20 protein-coding genes and 4 tRNA genes are annotated in these 18,584 nt (G+C 67.8%); 13 read left to right on the forward strand and 11 right to left on the reverse strand.

Going from position 1 to position 18,584, the window contains the following annotated elements; translation table 11 throughout:
- A partial coding sequence (locus A5622_RS00735) for an alpha/beta hydrolase (protein ID WP_066876047.1) occupies window positions 1-1,506 on the forward strand: 1,506 nt, incomplete at its 5' end.
- The gene (locus A5622_RS00740) at window positions 1,487-2,059 is read left to right on the forward strand and encodes a hypothetical protein (protein WP_066876049.1); all 573 of its coding nucleotides are present in this window, start codon (window positions 1,487-1,489) and stop codon (window positions 2,057-2,059) included. The genes A5622_RS00735 and A5622_RS00740, both read left to right, overlap by 20 nt.
- A 143-nt stretch (window positions 2,060-2,202) precedes the next feature.
- Here A5622_RS00740 and A5622_RS00745 read toward each other — a convergent pair whose 3' ends face one another.
- The 7 genes from A5622_RS00745 to A5622_RS00775 all read right to left on the reverse strand — a co-directional run bounded on the left by A5622_RS00745 (window position 2,203) and on the right by A5622_RS00775 (window position 5,170).
- Window positions 2,203-2,487, reverse strand: a complete 285-nt coding sequence (locus A5622_RS00745) for a hypothetical protein (protein WP_156752790.1) — start codon at window positions 2,485-2,487, stop codon at window positions 2,203-2,205.
- Between the two features lie 109 nt (window positions 2,488-2,596).
- A complete protein-coding gene (locus tag A5622_RS00750; protein ID WP_197507918.1) occupies window positions 2,597-3,415 on the reverse strand; it encodes an AbiJ-NTD4 domain-containing protein in 819 nt (272 codons plus the stop codon).
- 59 nt (window positions 3,416-3,474) lie between these two features.
- The gene (locus tag A5622_RS00755; protein ID WP_066876053.1) at window positions 3,475-4,509 is read right to left on the reverse strand and encodes a tyrosine-type recombinase/integrase; all 1,035 of its coding nucleotides are present in this window, start codon (window positions 4,507-4,509) and stop codon (window positions 3,475-3,477) included.
- A complete protein-coding gene (locus tag A5622_RS00760) occupies window positions 4,506-4,790 on the reverse strand; it encodes a hypothetical protein (protein WP_066876055.1) in 285 nt (94 codons plus the stop codon). Before A5622_RS00760 ends, A5622_RS00755 begins: the two co-directional genes overlap by 4 nt.
- Window positions 4,791-4,907: 117 nt before the next feature.
- Window positions 4,908-4,979 (reverse strand) — tRNA-Val (locus A5622_RS00765).
- A gap of 16 nt (window positions 4,980-4,995) precedes the next feature.
- Window positions 4,996-5,069: transfer RNA gene (locus tag A5622_RS00770), tRNA-Cys, on the reverse strand.
- Window positions 5,070-5,097: 28 nt separating this feature from the next.
- Window positions 5,098-5,170 (reverse strand) — tRNA-Gly (locus A5622_RS00775).
- A gap of 180 nt (window positions 5,171-5,350) precedes the next feature.
- Here A5622_RS00775 and A5622_RS00780 point away from each other — a divergent pair.
- The 5 genes from A5622_RS00780 (at window position 5,351) to A5622_RS30630 (ending at window position 10,561) form a co-directional block, all read left to right on the forward strand.
- Window positions 5,351-5,425, forward strand: a tRNA-Val gene (locus A5622_RS00780).
- A 288-nt stretch (window positions 5,426-5,713) separates the two neighbouring features.
- Window positions 5,714-8,473, forward strand: coding sequence for a LuxR family transcriptional regulator (locus A5622_RS00785; protein WP_232002794.1), 2,760 nt, complete (start codon window positions 5,714-5,716; stop codon window positions 8,471-8,473).
- A gap of 158 nt (window positions 8,474-8,631) precedes the next feature.
- Window positions 8,632-9,021, forward strand: coding sequence for a hypothetical protein (locus A5622_RS00790; RefSeq protein ID WP_156749160.1), 390 nt, complete (start codon window positions 8,632-8,634; stop codon window positions 9,019-9,021).
- 40 nt (window positions 9,022-9,061) lie between these two features.
- Window positions 9,062-9,520 (forward strand): lipoprotein LpqH, encoded by a 459-nt coding sequence (locus A5622_RS00795; protein ID WP_197497985.1) that lies wholly within the window; start codon window positions 9,062-9,064, stop codon window positions 9,518-9,520.
- 15 nt (window positions 9,521-9,535) lie between these two features.
- Window positions 9,536-10,561 (forward strand): MAP_0585 family protein, encoded by a 1,026-nt coding sequence (locus A5622_RS30630; protein ID WP_369829212.1) that lies wholly within the window; start codon window positions 9,536-9,538, stop codon window positions 10,559-10,561.
- Window positions 10,562-10,657: 96 nt separating this feature from the next.
- Here A5622_RS30630 and A5622_RS00805 read toward each other — a convergent pair whose 3' ends face one another.
- Entirely contained in the window at window positions 10,658-10,951 is a 294-nt protein-coding gene (locus tag A5622_RS00805) for a hypothetical protein (protein WP_066862318.1), read from the reverse strand.
- A gap of 122 nt (window positions 10,952-11,073) precedes the next feature.
- Between A5622_RS00805 and A5622_RS00810 the strand changes: the two genes are divergently transcribed.
- From A5622_RS00810 to A5622_RS00820, 3 genes are all read left to right on the forward strand, one after another.
- A complete protein-coding gene (locus tag A5622_RS00810) occupies window positions 11,074-11,520 on the forward strand; it encodes a hypothetical protein (protein WP_066862321.1) in 447 nt (148 codons plus the stop codon).
- 30 nt (window positions 11,521-11,550) lie between these two features.
- Window positions 11,551-11,844 (forward strand): hypothetical protein, encoded by a 294-nt coding sequence (locus A5622_RS00815; RefSeq protein WP_066862324.1) that lies wholly within the window; start codon window positions 11,551-11,553, stop codon window positions 11,842-11,844.
- 77 nt (window positions 11,845-11,921) lie between these two features.
- Window positions 11,922-12,752, forward strand: a complete 831-nt coding sequence (locus tag A5622_RS00820) for an enoyl-CoA hydratase/isomerase family protein (protein WP_066862327.1) — start codon at window positions 11,922-11,924, stop codon at window positions 12,750-12,752.
- Here the strand turns inward: A5622_RS00820 and A5622_RS00825 are convergent.
- The 3 genes from A5622_RS00825 to A5622_RS00835 form a co-directional block, all read right to left on the reverse strand.
- On the reverse strand, window positions 12,747-13,532 hold the full coding sequence (locus A5622_RS00825; protein WP_066876066.1) for an MBL fold metallo-hydrolase: 786 nt from the start codon (window positions 13,530-13,532) through the stop codon (window positions 12,747-12,749). The two genes, A5622_RS00820 and A5622_RS00825, sit on opposite strands and share 6 nt — an antisense overlap.
- 8 nt (window positions 13,533-13,540) lie before the next feature.
- Complete coding sequence (locus A5622_RS00830; RefSeq protein WP_066876059.1) at window positions 13,541-15,100, reverse strand: long-chain-fatty-acid--CoA ligase; 1,560 nt, start codon at window positions 15,098-15,100, stop codon at window positions 13,541-13,543.
- 93 nt (window positions 15,101-15,193) lie between these two features.
- The gene (locus A5622_RS00835) at window positions 15,194-15,796 is read right to left on the reverse strand and encodes a hypothetical protein (protein WP_066862333.1); all 603 of its coding nucleotides are present in this window, start codon (window positions 15,794-15,796) and stop codon (window positions 15,194-15,196) included.
- Between the two features lie 158 nt (window positions 15,797-15,954).
- On the opposite strand from A5622_RS00835, the gene A5622_RS00840 reads away from it, so the two are divergent.
- The 3 genes from A5622_RS00840 (at window position 15,955) to A5622_RS00850 (ending at window position 18,556) form a co-directional block, all read left to right on the forward strand.
- On the forward strand, window positions 15,955-16,746 hold the full coding sequence (locus tag A5622_RS00840; RefSeq protein WP_066862351.1) for an SDR family NAD(P)-dependent oxidoreductase: 792 nt from the start codon (window positions 15,955-15,957) through the stop codon (window positions 16,744-16,746).
- 18 nt (window positions 16,747-16,764) lie between these two features.
- Window positions 16,765-17,706 (forward strand): catalase family peroxidase, encoded by a 942-nt coding sequence (locus tag A5622_RS00845; RefSeq protein WP_066876060.1) that lies wholly within the window; start codon window positions 16,765-16,767, stop codon window positions 17,704-17,706.
- Window positions 17,707-17,785: 79 nt separating this feature from the next.
- On the forward strand, window positions 17,786-18,556 hold the full coding sequence (locus tag A5622_RS00850; RefSeq protein ID WP_156748812.1) for a sulfite exporter TauE/SafE family protein: 771 nt from the start codon (window positions 17,786-17,788) through the stop codon (window positions 18,554-18,556).
- Window positions 18,557-18,584 lie beyond the last annotated feature (28 nt).

The following is an 18,584-nucleotide window of genomic DNA, read 5'->3' on the forward strand; positions in this document are numbered from 1 at the left end:
AATGGCCACCCCGACGCGAAGACCGAGGCCTTTCTGAAGAAATTGATCGATGATGCGAAAGCCGATGCCGCCGATGATGTCCGGGACGCCCTTCACGATCTGCAGGCGGTCCGCGACGGCTACTCGGCCACGTTGCAGAACTGTCTGGGCAATCTGCGCACCGACGGCTACGACCCGAACATCCTGCAGCCGGTCGACGCCGACAACCAGATCCCCCCGCCGAGCACCAATCCCGATGATGTGAATCGCTGGTGGACGTCACTGACCCCCCAGCAGCGCCAGCAATTCATGGCCGAGCATCCCGACCAAATCGGCAACCTCAACGGCGTCCCCATTCTGGCCCGCAATGACGCCAACCTCACGGTGATGAACCAAGACCTCGACCGGGTACGTGGCATCGCCAGCCGCAACGGTGTCTCGGTGGACGACGTGCTTCGCGACCCCGCAAAATTCGGTCTGTCGGCCACGGACGTCACCCGCTACCAGAATGCCAACGAGACCAAGCTGGGCCTCGACCACGACGCCGGAGACCCGCTTCACCCAAACCCAGTCTACCTATTCGCTTATGACCCAACAGCATTCGGCGGCAAGGGCCGTGCCGCGATCGCGATCGGCAACCCGGACACCGCGAAAAACACCGCAGTGATCGTGCCCGGCACCAGCAGCAGCGTCAAAGGGGGCTGGTTACACGACGGCCACAACGACGCGATCAATCTATTCGAACAAGCCAACGCCGCCGACCCCCATAACCCAACGGCGGTCATCGCGTGGATGGGCTACGACGCCCCCAACGGATTCGACGACGTTGTGCGCATCTCCACCCCAGAGCTGGCCCGCACAGGCAGTGCGGCGCTGGCGCAGGACGTCAACGGACTTTGGTCGACACACCTCGGGGCAGGACAGCATGTCACCGTGCTGGGCCACTCCTATGGTTCGACCACGGTCGCGGACGCCTTTGCCATGCACAACATGCACGCCAATGACGCTGTGCTACTGGGCTGTCCGGGAACCGACCGTGCCACCACCGCCGCAAGCTTCCACCTGGACGGCGGACACGTGTTTGTGGGAGACGCCTCCACCGATCCGGTCGGCATGCTCGGTCATCTCGATGGCGCGAGCAAGCAAATATTCGGCCCCAACTTCTTCGGAAACAACCCCAGCCTCGGCGGCGACCCCGCCGTCGACGGGTTCGGATCGGTCCGCTTCCGCGCCGAAGTGCCCGGCTCCGATGGCATCAACCCCCACGACCACTCCTACTACTACCACCGTGGCAGCGAAGCTCTATACGGCATGGCCGATATCGTCTCCGGCCACGGCGACCAACTCCAAGCCGACGGCATGACCGCCGACCACCGGCATTCGCTGGGCGGCGTGCAAGTCAGGATTCCGGGGCTACCACCGGTCACCATCGGCCCACACACGCCGGCCGTCGTTGACCCGGAGTGGGACCGGTCGCCAGGATCTATCACCGACAACCATGTCTTCGATGCCCAACACCACCATTAAGGAACAACGCGTGCCGTTGCGCCAAGTACTGCTTGCATCGCTTGTGACCGTCGCCATGTTGTTAGGAGGATGCGCGCCAGTGCAACACAAACCACACGCCGCCGGATCGAGTAACCCCTATGAAGACACGGCCCACCCCATGAGCGACGATCAGACCAAGGCCCAGGTGATTGAGCCAGCCAAACAAATCGTCGCCGCCGCCAACCTGGAGGGCGTCAGCGGAGCGTTCTCCTTCGCCTCCTGCAACGACCAAGGCGACCCGCCGTTTCAGGGCACCGTCACCCTCAGCTTCCTAATCCACGGCAACCCCGATGCATATTTCCAGCAAGTACGAGCAGCGATGATCGCGCACGGATGGAACGACGGGGCACCAGCCGGCCAGCACTACCACGGCGCAACGCTCAGTAAAGACGGCGTAGCCGCCAGCATCAACTACATGCCGTCCGACCACAGTTACGGACAGATCATCCTCGACGGCCAATGCCGAAACATGGGCAACCACAAGGGCGAAGGTCAGTGGAGCAACATCAACGATCAGTTGGCCGCGCGGTAGGACACCGTCTGCATGGGGAATATCTATTCCGCTGAGCTGGTCCGGCCGATCGTCTAATTGTTTGAAACTCGGTTGCACTGCAGGGGATTGGGCAGGGGCAGCCTGCAATCCCTACGGCCCGCCGCACCCGAACCACGCGGAGACTAGCTGTCGTCGTCGCGCAGGCCGAGTTGGTCCCACAGTTCGGGCGCGGGAATCGTCTCGCCCCTGCGCAGCAGCACGCTGAGCCGATCCTCGAGGAGTTCTGTGGTCAACCTGATCACACGAGCTGGGACGCCGGCGGCGAGGGCATCGGCGACGGCCTGCTCCAGCTGCCTCGCCGCGCGGGAAAGCGCCTCGACGTCGTAGACCCTCACCGTGGGGTCATCAGGGTCGAGCTGATCGAGCCAGCGCTCGACCGCCTCGGCCTCGGCGTCCGGATCACTCATCCTCACCACTGTAATTGCGTCGCGCGCAGCATCACACCGGAGGCGACACCAGCCGCCAGGGTGTCCACACAGTGAGAGGCTGACGCGCTACGTGGCGGGCGGCCTCGCGCTACGGCTTTGACTGCAACGTGGTGAGCAGGTTGACCATCGCCGAGCAGGTGACCAGGAAGTATTGCGCCAGTTCCGGAGTCGCCTGGACGCTGCCTTCATAGTCGGCGTGCCGGATGCCACCGCTGTCGCCAGCGAACCCATAAATGGCCTTCCAGCCTTTCAAAAGTGCCGGATGCACTGACGCGGCCTTCTGTTTTGCGATCTCGTCGAGAGCCGCGGTCAGAATCGCGGACGGCTTGCCGGACGCGTCCCGCGCCGCCGCCTCGACGGCCGAAATCGACTCCTTGATCGAGTTTGCGTACTGCGGGTTATCACGGTCGGCGAACAGCTGCACCGCCTTCTTCATATGCTCACGCGCTGGCGAAACAGGCCCTTGCGCAACCGCGGTGCGAATCGACTGGAGCTCGGCCTCATCGGTGATTTCAACTACCTCGCCGGCCACAATCCGGTATCCAGCGCGGTTGCGTTCGAGGATCGCATTTAGACCCTTCAATAAGGATTCGGAGTATTCAGGCGTCTCCGAGGCAATGAACTCGAGCAGGTCATAGACCTCATACCACTCTCCCTCGGAGAGAGTTTGTTTGACCAGAAATGCGACACGCCTCTCGTCGTAATCCTCGGCGGCCTGGCCGAAATGGTTCCACCAAAAGCTGACCAGTGAGTAGGGCGCCGGGTTGGCGAACGGCTTGAACAGTTGGTGGTACAGCAGATTCCAGAGGTCGGTGCGGAGCCGTTGATCGACGCTCTCGAGCTGCACAGGCTCTGGGGGAGGCGTCAATCCTTTACGCTGCGAAAAGGTTAAACGGCGAGGCGGCATGTTTGCCGATCCTATCGTCGTAGGTTTGCCCAGGACTTGTCTAGGGTCGGTACAGCTCGTCAGTCCGACGCGGCCATCGCCGCGGCGCGTATCTCGTCGTCGTCGACAGCGGTGTAGCGCTCGGTGGTGGCGATCGAGGAATGGCCGAGCAGCACCTGGACGGCGCGTAGGTTGCGGCTGCCGCGGTAGGCGCGGGTGGCGAAGCGGTGGCGCAGTTTGTGCATCGACCAGCCGGCCGGCAGCGCTGCGGCGACGAGCTTGCCGACGTGATGCGCGGTGAGGTGGCCGCCGGCCGGCCAGGCGGGGAACAGCCAGCCGGCCGCCGGCAGATAGGGAGTGTGGCCGGCGGCGCCGGCGCGGATCGCGGCAACCAGCGAGTCGCTGATCGGCACCACCCTGGTTTTGCCGCCCTTGCCGTGCACCACGAGCTGGGGGCCGCCGCAGCTGTCGACGACGTCGCGGGTGTGGACTTGGGCCACCTCGGCGCGGCGCAGGCCGGCCTCGGCGGCAAGCCGCATCATCAGCGCCACCCGCGCATCCGCGGTCGAAATGGCCTGCTGCCAAGCGTCATCGGGCACCGGCCGGGCCGTCGCCGGCGGTATCCGCACCGCTGGCAGCTCATCGGCGAGGTAGGCCGGCACTCGGCCGGCCCGATACGCCCATCGCAGAAAATCGCGGGCCGCGGCGCGGTAGAAGCGCCGCGTCTCCGGTTTCCACTGCTGCCGGCCCAGCCACGCGACGAGCTGCTCGGCGGTGACCTCGGCCGGCGGGCAGCCCAACTCGCGGCCCATGCGGGCGAGAGCTTTTCGCCGGCTCGCAACCGTCGAGGGACTCTGGCCGGCGGCGGCCAGGTGTAGGCAGTAGTCGGTGATCGGCTGCCGCCACGCCGCCGGTGTGCGCGCCTGGGCCGGCCCCGGCCGGCGGCCCTGGTACCGCTCCGCGAGATAGGACTCGACATGCTCGAGGCCGCCGGCGAGCACCTGGCTCTCGGCACCGCGTAGCTCGAATACGTTGCCGCGCTGGATCAATCGCAGGCCCAGTGTGGTGGCCTGCCGGCGGGCGATCCTGGCTCGGCTCACATCGCTGGCGTTCATTCGATCGCGTCAAGGGAATCGGCGGCGTTGAGCAGCGCGGCCGCCAGCTGGCGCGCGCCGGCAGCGGTGAGTTCGACGTCGCAACTGTCGGGATAGAGCGTCACCCGCCGCTCGAGGCGACCGTCGACGTACTGGGTGCCTTCGACAGCGATACGAGCCTGGGTGACGTCGTGACGTGACCAGGTGAGCATCCGGTGGGCGTCGGGGTCGCCGATGTCGAACCAGTCGCCGGCGACAGCGCCGGCGGGTATCGGGCAGGCGGGGGGAGTAGGTGCGGCCATGTGGCAAACCTTTCGTATCGCGAGTCGCGACGCCGGTTGCCTGACCAGTTGGGCACGTATTGGGCACGGGGCCCGTTCAGTGTTTCAGAAATAGTCTCTGAACTGCGGTAACGCTAGTGCGCGATACTGGGATTGAACCAGTGACCTCTTCCGTGTCAGGGAAGCGCTCTCCCGCTGAGCTAATCGCGCCGGGAAACCAAAAGCTTGGAGGTGGAGACGGGAATCGAACCCGTGTGCACGGCTTTGCAGGCCGTTGCCTCACCACTCGGCCACTCCACCGTTGGGGTCCACGCCACTTGCACCTTCGAGCGGATGACGGGATTCGAACCCGCGACCCTCACCTTGGCAAGGTGATGCGCTACCAACTGCGCTACATCCGCGCGCCTCGGACGACATCGTCGCCCGGTGCGAAGCACGACGATAGTCCACGTGAGCGGGCACATACAAATTTCTTGGTACGAGCCGTGTCTAGGCTATCGCGTCGACCCGTCACACGATGCGGCCGGTAGTGTCGGGACCGGCGCGTGCTAGTCTTCGACGTCGTTCGCCGTCTCGGCGCCGGTCCCGTGGCTCAGTGGGAGAGCGTCCGCTTCACACGCGGAAGGTCGCTGGTTCGATCCCAGCCGGGACCACCAATCACCGCAGGTGAAAGCGCTCCACCCGAGCGCCGCCCGCCAGTGTGACGGCTCGGTGCGGCCGACCGGCCCCACTCCAACCGGCCCCGCCGCCGCTTCGTATTGCAGGCGCCGTCCAGCCCCGATAAGTTCGCTGTATGCGAACGTGCGCCGGGTCGTGAACCGGGCTGCAATGCGCATCCAGGTGCACGTCCGTCAAGTAGGCGAGTTTGCTCGCCGCGCCGGGCGCCTGGCCAAGATCTCTTCGTTCGTCAACGGCTCCTGACGCCGACGCTCATGGTGGGGTTGGTGCCATCGGGGACGCGGGCCGCGGAGGCCGAGGCCGTCTCCCAATTCCTCGATACCTGCCGAGCCGAACCCGTGTGCCTGCTGGTGGAGGGTGAGGCCGGGATCGGCAAGACCACCCTGTGGCTCGCTGCGCTCGAGCAGGCCCGCGCGCAAGGGATGCGTGTTCTCACCGCGCGTGCGGCGATCACGGAGTCGGTGACGGCCTACATCTCGCTGGCCGACCTGTTGTCGACGGTCGATCGTGCGGTGCTTGACGCGCTACCTGAACCCCAGCGCCTGGCGATCGACCGGATCCTGTTGCAGGTCAGCGACGACGGCCTGACGACCGATCAGCGTGCGGTCGCGGCGGCGTTTCTCTCGGTCGTCGACATCCTGGCCGAAAACACTCCGGTGCTGGTGGCCATCGACGACCTGCAGTGGCTGGACCCCTCGAGCGCTCGCGTGGTGGCGTTCGCGGCACGACGGTTTTCCGGCCCGGTCGGCCTGCTGGCGACCGTGCGCACCGGTGACGGTGACGATGTGTCATGGCTGCAGCTCGAAAAGCCGGACGCCACAAGGCGAATGACACTCAACCCCTTGGCCATCGGCGCGCTGCACCAGGTCATCACCGCACGGTTGGGCCGCTCGTTTTCCCGGCACGCCATGCTGCGAATCCACGAGGCGTCCGGCGGTAACCCGTTCTACGCCATCGAGTTAGCGCGCACCATCCCCGAGGGCGAAACGGGCATCGAGATGACGCTGCCCACCACCTTGACCGGGCTGATGGCCTCCAAGATCGGCGTGCTGGATGAGGATCTTCGCGACATCCTCCTCGCCGCCGCATGCCTGGCCAGGCCGACCATGGAAGCCGTCTCGCAGGCGACCGCCCGGGACGTCCAGGAGTGCGTGGACCGACTGCTGGACGCCGAGCGGCGCGGCATCGTGACCATCGATCGCAACCGTGTGCGGTTCACCCACCCGCTGCTCACCGCCGCGGTCTATACGATGGCCACACCCACGCAGCGGCGCGTCATGCACAGGCGGTTGGCGACCGTGGTCGACCACCCGGAATTGCGGGCTCGCCACCTGGCGCTGGCCGCCACCCACGGTGATGCGGAGACGCTGACGGCCCTCGATGCCGCAGCCGAGTTGGCCAACAGGCGCGGGGCGCCGGCGGCCGCCGCGGAATTCATCGAGTTGGCCAACGAGCTCGGCGCCGTCAGTCCTGAACGCCAGATCCGCTGCGCCGCATTCCATTTCAGCGCCGGCGACGCCGCACGCGCGCGGAGCATCCTCGAGGAAGTCATCGGGACGCCCGCGCCGGCGAATGTACAGGCCGAGGCGCTCAGCCTGCTGGGGATGTGGGCGTTGCTCGACGGCAGTTCACGGGACGGCGCCCGAAAGCTGCGACGGGCCGCGGATGCAACCGCCGGAGACGACAGGCTGCTAAGCCACATACTCACGACATTATCGTTCGCACGCCTCAACATTCACGAGTTCGACGCCGCCATCGACGCGGTTGACGAGGCGGTCGTCACGGCGTCCCGGCTGGACGACCGTCAGCTGCTGAGCCAGGCGTTGAGCATGCGCGTGCTGGTGCGATTCCTGGTCGGCGAGGGTTTCGACGAAGAGGAATTACGGACCGCATTGACGCTGGACGACGGCGACGATCCGTCCTCGGCCACGATCTGGCCGACCCTACATCGCGCCGAATTGCTCATCGGCACAGGCAGACTCGACGACGGGCGCCGGGAACTCAGGGCAATTCGGCAACGCTATATCGATCGCGGCGCCGAAAGCGAAATGATGGTCGGCGCGTTCCACAGCGCGCTCAATGAGATGTGGCGCGGTGATTTCGCGGAGGCCTCGCTCATCGGGGAGGACGCACTGCAACGTGCGCGCCAGCTCGACGCGGACCTGCCGCTGGCCGTGGCGCTGATGATCCAGGCACTGGTGGCCGCCTATGCCGGCGACGAGGCGGTCGCACGCCGCGATGCCACCGCCGCCTTGGCCGCCGCCGAGCGCTGCGACTCGCCCGCGCTGGTCACCGTCTGGCCCACCAGCACGCTTGGCTTTCTCGAGGTTTCGCTGGGCGACTACGAAGCCGCGCTGCAGGCACTTTCACCGCTGCTGAGTGAGTTCGAGCGAAGCCCGCGCGCCACAGAGATTTTCGTCACCCCTTTTCTGCCCGATGCCGCCGAAGCCCTGATTCAGCTCGGACGGCTCGATGAGGCGCGGCCCCTCATCGACGTCTTGGAGGCCAACGGACATCGGTTGGGCAGGCCGTGGATGCTGGCGTCGGGTGCGCGTTGCCGGGCAATGCTGCTGGCCGGGGGCCGAGACCTCGGTGCGGCGCTGGCGGCCGCGCAACGGGCGATGGCCGAACACGAGCGGTTGCCCATGCCATTTGAGCGCGCCCGCACGCAGTTGCTACTCGGAGAGATCCTGCGCAGGCAGCGCAGCCGGGAGAATGCCGCCGCGGCGATGCGGGCGGCGGTGGATACGTTCGTGGAGCTGGGCACGCCGCTGTGGGTGCGGCGCGCGCGAAGCTCGTTGGAGCGCATCACTTTCGGCCGAGCCGACGCCCAGGTGCTGACGTCGGCCGAGCGCCGGATCGCCGATCTGGCGGCGGCGGGCAAGACCAATCACGACATCGCCTCGGGGCTGTTCATCAGCCCCAAGACCGTCGAGGTTCATCTCTCACGGATCTACCGCAAGCTCGGCATCCGGTCACGCGCCGAACTCGGCCGCCGCCTCGACCAACTGGAAGTCGATTCCTGACACGGCGTCCGGCCGCCGGAAAGTGTAGGGAAATCCCTAATTGATACGGCGGGCGCTGCGGGCGTTTGCTGGACCCACCGCGGGGGCGGCGGTTGCCTCATCGACGAACAAGAGACATACGGGTGAGACCGTGTGTCGCGCATATCGAAAGGAACGCCATGCCAACGACTCCGCGCTTGCACACCATGGCCGCTGTGCTCGCGGCCGTCGCCATCGCCGCTAGCAGCGCACCGCAGGCGATGTTGCCGAGGGCCCAGGCCCACCCGGGCCAACACACCGTGGTGTACCGGATCCTCGGCGGTGGTGACGTCTTCTCCGTCATCCCCGACCCCGGAACCCCGGTGTATCCGGCGAGCACCACCACCTGGGTTTCGGTGCCCTGGTCGCAGACCGTGCAGGTCACCGGTAACCCGTACCTGGCGTTGAACTACACCGATAAAACTGGCGGTCCGCACGACTGTGCGATTCAGGTGGACGGCCAGCCCGTCCCGCTCACCGAACACACGACCGGTAGGTGCGCGTACCAGATCCCCGGCCCCGCGCAGTAATACGCGGACGGCGACGACAACGACACGAAGGAGAGCAGCGGTGAAGCATGGGATCGTCGTCGGCGCAGCCGGCATGGCCGTCGTCATCGCGAGTTGTGCTGGCTGTTCCGGTAAGTCAAACACGGGCGCATCAAACCCGCCGGCGCCCGCCGGACCGCAGGTCATCGTCGACGGCAAGAGCCAGAACGTGACCGGCGCGGTCACCTGCAACCCGTCCGGGAACAGGATCACCATCGGCATCGGCGACGCGGCCAACGGTCTGGGCGCGGTGATCAGCACCGACAACCCGCCCATCGTTCACGCGGTCGGGCTCGGCATCGTCGACGGCATCACGCTCGGCTATTCCGACGCCGCACCGGGTCAGGGCGGATCCGCCGGGGCCGCGGCAAGCGGCAAGTCCTACCAGATCAAGGGCACCGCGACCGGTGCCGACACTAGCGACCCGCACCAACCGAAGCCGGTAACCAAGCCCTTCGAGTTGGACGTGACCTGCCCTTAGAAGGGAACGCAACCGATGTCCATCAAACGTCTCGCCGCAGCAGCCGGAGTTGCTGCGGGCCTGGGCTTGTCCGTCGCGGGGGTCAACGCGGGACTCGCCGGCTCCGCCCCGCCGTTGGACCCGCCGCCGTGCCCCAACGGGCAAAAGGGCTGCTCCGGTGTCCCCAACCCCGGCCCCGGGTATGGGGGCACGGGGACGGTGCCTGCTCCCGGGTCACACGTTCCCGGGGCCGGCGGCGCAACGCCGACGACCACGCCGCCGCGAAACAGCACCCCGCCCCCGACCACTTCGAAGCCGTGGAGTACCACTCCGCCGCCGACCACCTCGAAGCCGTGGAGTACCACTCCGCCGCCGACCACCTCGAAGCCGTGGAGCACCACTCCGCCGCCGACCACGTCTGCGCCGTGGAGCACTCCCGGACCGACACCCTCGCAGTGGAGCACTCCGGCGCCCACGACCTCGATACCGTTCTCGTGCCCCGCCTGGCATCCGGACTGCACCCCTGCCAACCAAAACCCGGGTCCCAGCCCCAGCGCCGGCCCCGGATACGGGGGCGCCGGCTCCACGCCGCCGTCACCCTCGGCGCCGTGGGGCGGCTCGCCGCAACCGACCCCCAACCGCCCGATCCTCAACGCGCCGAACTATCAGCCGCCACACGAGCCCTACTACCCGCCGCGTGGTCCGATCTTGCGCGGCGCTCCGCAAGTCGGCGGCCCCGTCGACCTGCCCGGCGGCTTCTGGATTCCGGGTCAGGGGGCGCCGCCGCCGCCGCGGCCGAACGGCTACGGCTGGAATGACGGCCCGGCTCCGGGCCAGCCCCCGCCCAACTGGGAGGGTCCGCCGCCTGCCGGTGGCTGGAACGGGCCACCGCCGGCCGGCGGTTGGAACCGCCCGTGGACCGGGCCACCGGTTGACGCATCCTATGGGCAGCGCTATTTCGCGCCGTTCACCTACAACACCTACACGGTCCTGCCGATCTTCAATTGGCAGTACGGCGGTTGGGGTTACTGGTTCGACGGCATCTGGACCCCGCTGTACTGAGCCACTGCGGGTGGCTATCGAATTCGCTTCAGGCACAGACATACTCAAGAAGAATCGGCTAGATACTCACTGGGCCAAGCGAATTCGGCGACCACTTCAGTCGAAGGCGAGCGACCATCCGATGACGGCGCTGATCCGTTCCGCGGGTGCGCCCGCGTCGACGCAGACCCGCGCGACGGTTTCCGCCGATTCGGCGGCGAAGATGCCGAAGGCATACTCATCCGCGGGAACCGCCAACGCCATCAGCAGTCGGATCTGGCTGCCGCTCGCCGCCACGGATGTCGCGCTGTCGTTGAGATGTCCGGCCGTCTCATTGATGAAGTGCGCGTGCGCGTCAGGGCCGTACCACTCGACCAGAAAGCGTTCCAAGCCCGCGCCGGGGATCACCATTGCCCCACGCTATTGCGCTGCACGGGCAGCCGATATCAGGGATATTCCTACTCTTTGGCCCTCGCGACGGCGCCCCGACGTAGGCTCGCGCGGTATTGCCTGATCGTGCCCGCTGAGCGACCATGAACTGCATGAGTAAGGTAACCCTAACTACCGAGCTGCCGATCCCGGTCGAGACGGCGTCCGCACTGGCGCGCAAGCCCGAGCTGATGCGGCACGTGTTGAGCCCGGTGCTGCGGGTGTACCGGCTCGACGTCCCCGAGCGCATCGAGGTGGGCACCCAAGGATCGGCGCGGTTCTGGTGGTTCGGCGTGATCCCGGCCTGGACGCATCACCTCACCATCAAGCGACTCGAGCCGACCGAGATCTACACCAACGAGCACGGCGGACCCGTCCGGACCTGGAATCACCGCCTGACGTTCGAACCCATCGACGAGCGCAGCTGCCGCTACACCGACGAGATCGAAACGGACGACGGCCTGCACGGGCTGCTCACCCGCGCCTTCGTCCGGGTGATGTTTCGTCACCGGCATCGGCGATGGCGCAAGCTCGCGCGGATCCTGCACTGACAGCGCACACCCGAGAGAGGACGGCGAACCATGGTCGGAAATCAAGAAGGCGTCGGCATGCTGAAACTCGAATGCCCGCAACGCCATCCCGTCGGCAGAATCCTCAAAGACGCCCCGCATCAATCCGTCCAGTTCGACCCCGGGGCTCAGGTCGGGCCGCGGCGGTTCTGGCCGGACGAAGACGAACAACCAAACTTCAAGGCGCTCTGCAGGTTCTGCGACAAGCCGGTGGGGGACGCCACGTCGACCCTGCAGTCCAAGCTCTCCTCGGTGATCGCCGACGCGTCCGCGACGGCGGAGACGGCGACGCTGCCTTACGTGTAGGCGGGGGGTCGGCCCGATACTGTAAGAGCTACAGTAGCGGCGCGACGCATCCGCGGAGCCGACCCGAGAGGAGTCCCGTGGCGCAGACACCGCAGAACACCCCCCGTCCGCCCGACGGCGACTGGCTGGGCACGCCGTACCTGCGCTTCGAGCGCCACGGACCGATCGCCGTGTGCACCATCGACCGGCCCGAAGCGCGCAACGCGCTGAGCCCGGCCATGTACTTCGGAATCCGTTATGCGGTGGGACGTCTCAACGAGGACCCGGATCTGGCCGGGCTGGTGCTCACCGGCACCGGCGACGTCTTCGCCCCCGGCGGCGACATGGGCGGCGGGGGAGGCGAGGACAACTGGATCACCTTCGGTTCGGCGCTCGGCATGGACGTGACGCCGTTCGACGCCGTGCGCACCTCGGCCAAGCCCATCGTCTCCGCGGTCAACGGGCTGTGCCAGGGCGGCGGGTTCCAGATCGCGTTGTGCAGCGACCTGTCGGTGGTCAGCGATCGGGCGACCTTCCGGGTGCCCGAGTTGTTCCGCGGCTACGCCGACACCTACTACAGCCAGATGCTCACCCGCGTCATCGGGCCGGTGCGCACCCGCGACCTGATGTTCACCGGTCGGGTGCTGACCGCGGTCGAAGCCCTCGACTGGGGCCTGGTCACCAGGGTGGTGCCGCACGAGGGCCTGCTTGACGCGGCGAACGAGCTACTGGCGCAGTGCTGTCGAACCGCACCGCGTGCCCGCGGCGTCATCAAGTCCAGCATCGACGGTTACCTGGGCCTCTATGACCGCATCGGCATGACCGCCAGCCTGTCCGACGCCGAGGCCATCGAAGGCTTCCGCTCCTTCAAGGAGCGCCGCTCGCCCGACTGGGTGCATCCAGAGCTGCGCGTGCAGGGACGCCTATAAGTCGATCCACTCGCCGTGCGGGGCGACCCTGAGCACGTCGCTGATGCCGGCCTGATCGAACGCCGCGACGAATTCGTCGACGCCCTCGGTGAAATGGGCCCAGCCGTCGACGTGGGCGGGTATCACCGCTTTGGCGCCAAGCAATTCGGCCGCGGCCGCCGCGCGCGCCGCGGTCAGCGTCAACGGCCGCCCACGCTCCTTGGTGGGCACGCTCGCCGCACCGGCGAACAGCACGGCGATGTCGACCCGACCGACGCGATCGGCGACGTCTTTGACCGCGGTCATGGAGGCGTTGTCGCCGCTGAGGTACACCGTCGGCAGGCCCGGCCCGGACAGCACGAAACCCGTCACCTCGCAGTTGATGTGGCCGCCGGCGTCGCGCTGGCCGTCGGCCGGACCGTGGACCGCCGGAACCGCTTGCACGGTAAGCGACGTGGATACGCCGTTGAGTTCGTGGGACTGCCAGGGCGCCACGCCGACAGCCGGCGGACCCAACCGGCCCGCGGCGCCGGGATGGGTGAGCAGCAGGGGCGCGGCCAGCGCCATGCGGCGGCCCTCGTCGTCGAAGTTGTCGGGATGCTGGTCGTGGCTGACCAGCACCACATCCACCGGCCCGAGGGCCTCGGCGCTCACCGCGGGACCGGTGAGCTTGGTCAGGTAGGCGTGTACGCCCGGCGGGTCGAACGTGGGGTCCATGACGATCCTGCGGCCGGCGATGTCGACGACGGTCGTGGGACCGCCCAGCACGCTGATCGCGCAGTCGCGGCGCGCGGCATCCAGGCGGCTGCTCATATGCCCCGCGCCCTATCGCGCCAAAACGGTTCCCGCAGCTCGGTTTTCAGGATCTTCCCGCTCGCGTTGCGGGGGAGTTCGGGCACAAAGTCGATCGTACGCGGACATTTGAAGCCGGCCAGATGCTCGCGGCAGAATTCGATGATGCCTTTCTCGTCGACCTCGCCGTCGGCCACCACGATCGCCTTGACCGATTCGCCCCAGAAGTCGTCGGGCACCCCGATCACCGCGGCGTCCTCGACGGCGGGATGCTCGATGAGCACGCTTTCCACCTCTGGGCCGTACACGTTCTCGCCGCCGGTGATGATCATGTCCTTGATGCGGTCCTCGATGTAGACGTAGCCGTCGGCGTCCAGCCGACCGATGTCGCCGGTGCGCACCCAATCGTCGGCGGTAATCGTCTCGGCCGTCGCGTCCGGCCGGTTGAGGTAGCCCGTCATGTTCTGGTTGCTGCGCACCCAGACCTCACCGGACTCGCCGGTCGCCAACGGGTTACCGGTCTCGGGGTCGGCGATGCGAATCTCGCAGCCCAGCTGGGCCTTTCCGGCCGCCAGTTGCAGCTCGGGCCGCGCCGCGTCGCGGTGATCGTCGTCGGACAGCGCGGTGACCGCCCCGCACAGTTCCGTCTGCCCGTACACCTGCACGAATTTCGTGTTGGGCCAGGTGGACAGCGCGCGATGCAGCAGCGATAGCGGCATCGGTGCGGCGCCGTAGACGATGTAGCGCAGGCCGGCGAGGGCCGCGGTCGCCGCCTCACCCGCGTCCAGGAACCGGGCGATCACCGGCGGGACGAAGAACGCGTGCGTGGCGCCGGCCCGCACCGCGCCGATAAGCGTTGCCGCGTCGGGCTCACGGGTAATGAATGTCGGTGCACCCGAACGGATTCCGAATAGCGCATAGCCGATCCCGCCGACGTGGAACAACGGCATCGCCACCAAGTTGGCGTCGCCCTCGTCGAAGGGAAACGCCGGAGCCAGGTTGGACGCGTGATTGACCAGCGCGCGCTGGCTGAGCAGCACGCCCTTGGGGCGTCCGGTGGTGCCGGAGCTGTAAATCACCAACGCCGTCTCGTTTTCGTCGACGCTCGCGTCGGCCTGCGTCGGGGGCGCCGCGGCGAGCAACGATTCGTATTCTTCACCGACCTCGATGATGCGTTCCACACCCGGGACCCGCTCGGCGGCGGACACGGCCGCCGCACGCAGCTCGGCGCCGACGAGCAGCACGCGGGCGCCGCTGTCGGTGAGGACGTGGACGAGTTCGTCGCCGACCACTCGCCAGTTGACGACCGTGGTCACGACGCCGATCGAGGCGCCGGCGATGAGGACCTCGAGACAGGCGGGGTGGTTCTTGTCCAGGAAGGCCACGCACTGGCCCCGCTCGAGGCCGGCGGCGCGCAGCGCACCGGCGGCGCGACGGATCCGCGAGCTCCACTCGGCCCAGGACCACTGGCGTTCGCCGTACCGGATGGCGACCGCGTCGGGCCGGTGCTGTGCGTGTCGTTCGACGATGCCGGCGAGCGTCTCCGCCGTGCTGGTCGCCGTCTCGGCTGATGGCATGAACCCCTCCGCGGTCGATTCGTACCAGTTTGTAATACGCGGTCGGTTGCACGCGTGCGACGCCGACCCTCGCCCGCGCGGGTCGCTAGCGGCTCATTGCAGGGAGCTGATCATCATTCCGCCCTCGCCGGCGGCCTGACTGGTCGCGCTGCTGTCCTGGCGGAAGTCGATGAACGCCGATCGGCCGTTCGAGGCGTTCAGCAGCTCGGTGAACGTGCCGATCACCGGGATCGCGCCCTGCGGGTTCACCACGGTCGCGGTGTAGTCGACGGAGGCTTCCTGCTGGAAGTTGGGGCCGGGCAGGGGCTTGGTCTCGGGCGCGGTCAGGCGGTTCACGTCGGTCAGGATGGCCGATGCGCCGCCGGTGAACTGGTCGATGTCGGCCTGCAGCAGCCCGGCGGCGTCCGCGCCGCCCGCGGCTTTGACCGTGATCCGCAGCTGCGCGGTGGTGTCGGCGTTGTTCAGCGCCACCCAGTTCGGGCCGCGGTTTCCGACCGTCCAGCCGGGGGCCGCGGTGACCGAGACGCCCGGCGCGATGGCGACGGCGTCATCGGACAACAGCGCGACCGCGGCGGTTGGCGCGGCCCGGTCGACGGGGGAGCCGAGCAAGACCACCGCGGTGACGGCGGCCGCGCCGATCGCTCCGAAACGCCATCCGGTCCGGCGCGACCGCGCCCGCGGCTGAGGTATTGACATCGGCCTATCGTCCTCCAGCTGGCACGGCTATGTCCAAGACGGGTTTGCTATGGCTCGATACAGCCGGCCTATCGAACGACTGCATTGGTAAAGCCAACGGCGCGAACGTGTGTCACCATGACGGGGCCGAACCGCCCACCACCCGTGAAGGATGCGACATGGTGAACTCCGACCGCGCCCGTTCCCGCACCTTCGTCGTGACCGGCGCCGCGTCCGGAATCGGGTTGGCCACCGCGCGACGGTTGTTGGCCGAGGGCGGCACCGTGATCGGCGCCGACGTGGCCGCCCCGCCCGACGACCTGGGCGCGCGGTTCACCTTCGTCTCCGCCGACGTGACCGACGAAGCCGCGATCGCCGCGGTGCTGGCCGCCGTGCCGGGCCGCCTCGACGGCCTCTTCCACGCCGCCGGGGTCGCCGGGGGAGGCCCGGTGCACCTGCTCGAGCGCGCCGAATGGGATCGGGTGATCGGGATCAACCTCACCGGCACCTTCCTGGTGGCTAAGGCGGCCCTGGCGAAGATGATCGACCAACCCCGGGCCGACGGCGAACGCGGCTCGATCGTGACGGTCGCCAGCGTCGAAGGCCTGGAGGGCACCGCCGGGGGCAGCTCGTACAACGCGGCCAAGGGCGGCGTCGTGCTGCTCACCAAGAACATTGCCCTCGACTACGGGCCGAGCGGCATCCGGGCCAACGTCATCTGCCCCGGCTTCATCGAAACACCCATGGCGCACAGCGTCTTCAGCATTCCCGGCATGGAGGGACCGCTGGCCTCCATCACCAAGGAGCACGCCCTGCAGCGCCTGGGGCAGCCCGAGGAGATCGCCGCCATGGCCGCCTTCCTGCTCTCGCCCGACGCCTCCTTCGTCAGCGGCCAGGCGCTCGCCGTCGACGGCGGCTACACCGCCGGACGCGATCACGGTGTGGTCGAACTCTTCGGCTTTCCCGACTGATCCAACTAAGATTCGTCCATGAGCGGTGCACTTACCCCTGACCAGGCGATCGAGGCGATCCGGGGCGCCGGCGGAGCACAGCCTGGATGCCGCGCGCTGCACGCCAAGGGCACCCTGTACCGCGGCACGTTCACCGCGACCCCCGACGCGCTCATGCTCTCGCGCGCACAGCATCTCGACGGTTCGACCGTCCCGGCGCTGATCCGCTTCTCCAACGGATCGGGCAACCCCGAGCAGCGCGACGGCGCACCCGGGGTGCGCGGGATGGCGGTGAAGTTCACCCTGCCCGACGGCTCCACCACCGACGTTTCGACGCAGACCGCCCGGTTGTTCGTCTCCAGCACGCCCGACGGATTCATCGATCTGCTCAAGGCGATGCGGCCCGGTCTCACCACGCCGCTGCGCATGGCCAAACACCTGCTCACCCATCCGCGGCTGCTCGGCGCGTTGCCCCTGCTGCGTGAGGCGAACCGGATCCCGGCCAGCTACGCCACCACCGAATACCACGGCCTGCACGCCTTCCGCTGGATCGCCGCCGACGGCAGCGCCAGATTCGTTCGCTACCACCTGGTTCCGACCGCGGCCGAGGAGTACTTGTCGGGGTCGGACGCCCACGACAAGGATCGGGACTTCCTCACCGACGAACTGCAGACGCGGCTGGACGGCGGGCCGGTGCGGTTCGACTTCCGGGTGCAGATCGCCGGTCCCACCGACTCGACCGTGGACCCGTCGGCGGCCTGGCAGAGCACCCAGATCGTCACCGTGGGCACCCTGGCCATCACCGGTCTGGACACCGAGCGCGAGCACGGCGGCGACATCGTGGTGTTCGATCCGATGCGGGTGACCGACGGCATCGAGCCGTCCGACGATCCGGTGCTGCACTTTCGGACGCTGGCGTATTCGGCCTCGGTCAAGCTGCGGACCGGCGTGGAACGCGGCCCGCAAGCCCCGCCCGCCTGACCGGCCGACCCGGGCCGACGCTCGCCTCGCGCCGAAATCGGCGGCACGCTAAGGTTTTTCTCCGGTGTCGCCATTTCAGATGTTCCTCATATGCCTGGCCGGGCTGGGTGCCGGTGCGATCAACGCGCTGGTCGGGTCCGGCACCCTGATCACCTTCCCGACGCTGGTCGCGCTCGGCTATCCGCCGGTGACGGCCACCATGTCGAACGCAACGGGTCTGGTCGCCGGCAGCGTCTCGGGGACCTGGGGCTATCGCGCCGAGCTGCGCGGCCAGTGGGATCGGCTGCGGTGGCAGCTCCCGGCATCGTTGGCCGGCGCGGCGCTGGGCGCGTACCTGCTGCTGCATCTGCCCGAGAAGGTGTTCGCCGACATCGTGCCGGTGCTGCTGGTGCTGGCGCTGGTGTTGGTGGTCGTCGGGCCACGGATCCAGGCGTGGACGGCCCGGCGCGCCGAGCAGGCGGGTCGCTCGCCCGACCACGTCAGCCCGCGCCGGATGGCGACGCTGGTGTTCGGCACGTTCGCCGTCGGCGTCTACGGCGGCTATTTCACAGCGGCGCAAGGGATTCTGCTGGTCGGCCTGATGGGCGCCCTGCTTCCGGAATCGGTGCAGCGCACCAACGCGGCCAAGAACTTATTGGCGTTGATGGTGAATGTGGTTGCCGCCATTGCCTATACGGCGGTGGCGTTCGATCGGATCAGCTGGCCGGCCGCCGGGCTGATCGCGGCGGGCTCACTGGTCGGCGGGCTGCTCGGCGCGCGCTACGGGCGGCGGTTGTCGGGCAATGCGCTGCGGGCGATCATCGTGGCCGTGGGACTGATCGGGCTCTATCGCCTGCTCGCGGTGACCTGACGAGAAATCACGTACACCAACGCGATTC

The organism is Mycobacterium sp. 1245801.1 (assembly GCF_001673055.1).
In the GTDB taxonomy this organism is placed as follows: Bacteria; Actinomycetota; Actinomycetes; order Mycobacteriales; family Mycobacteriaceae; genus Mycobacterium; species Mycobacterium europaeum_A.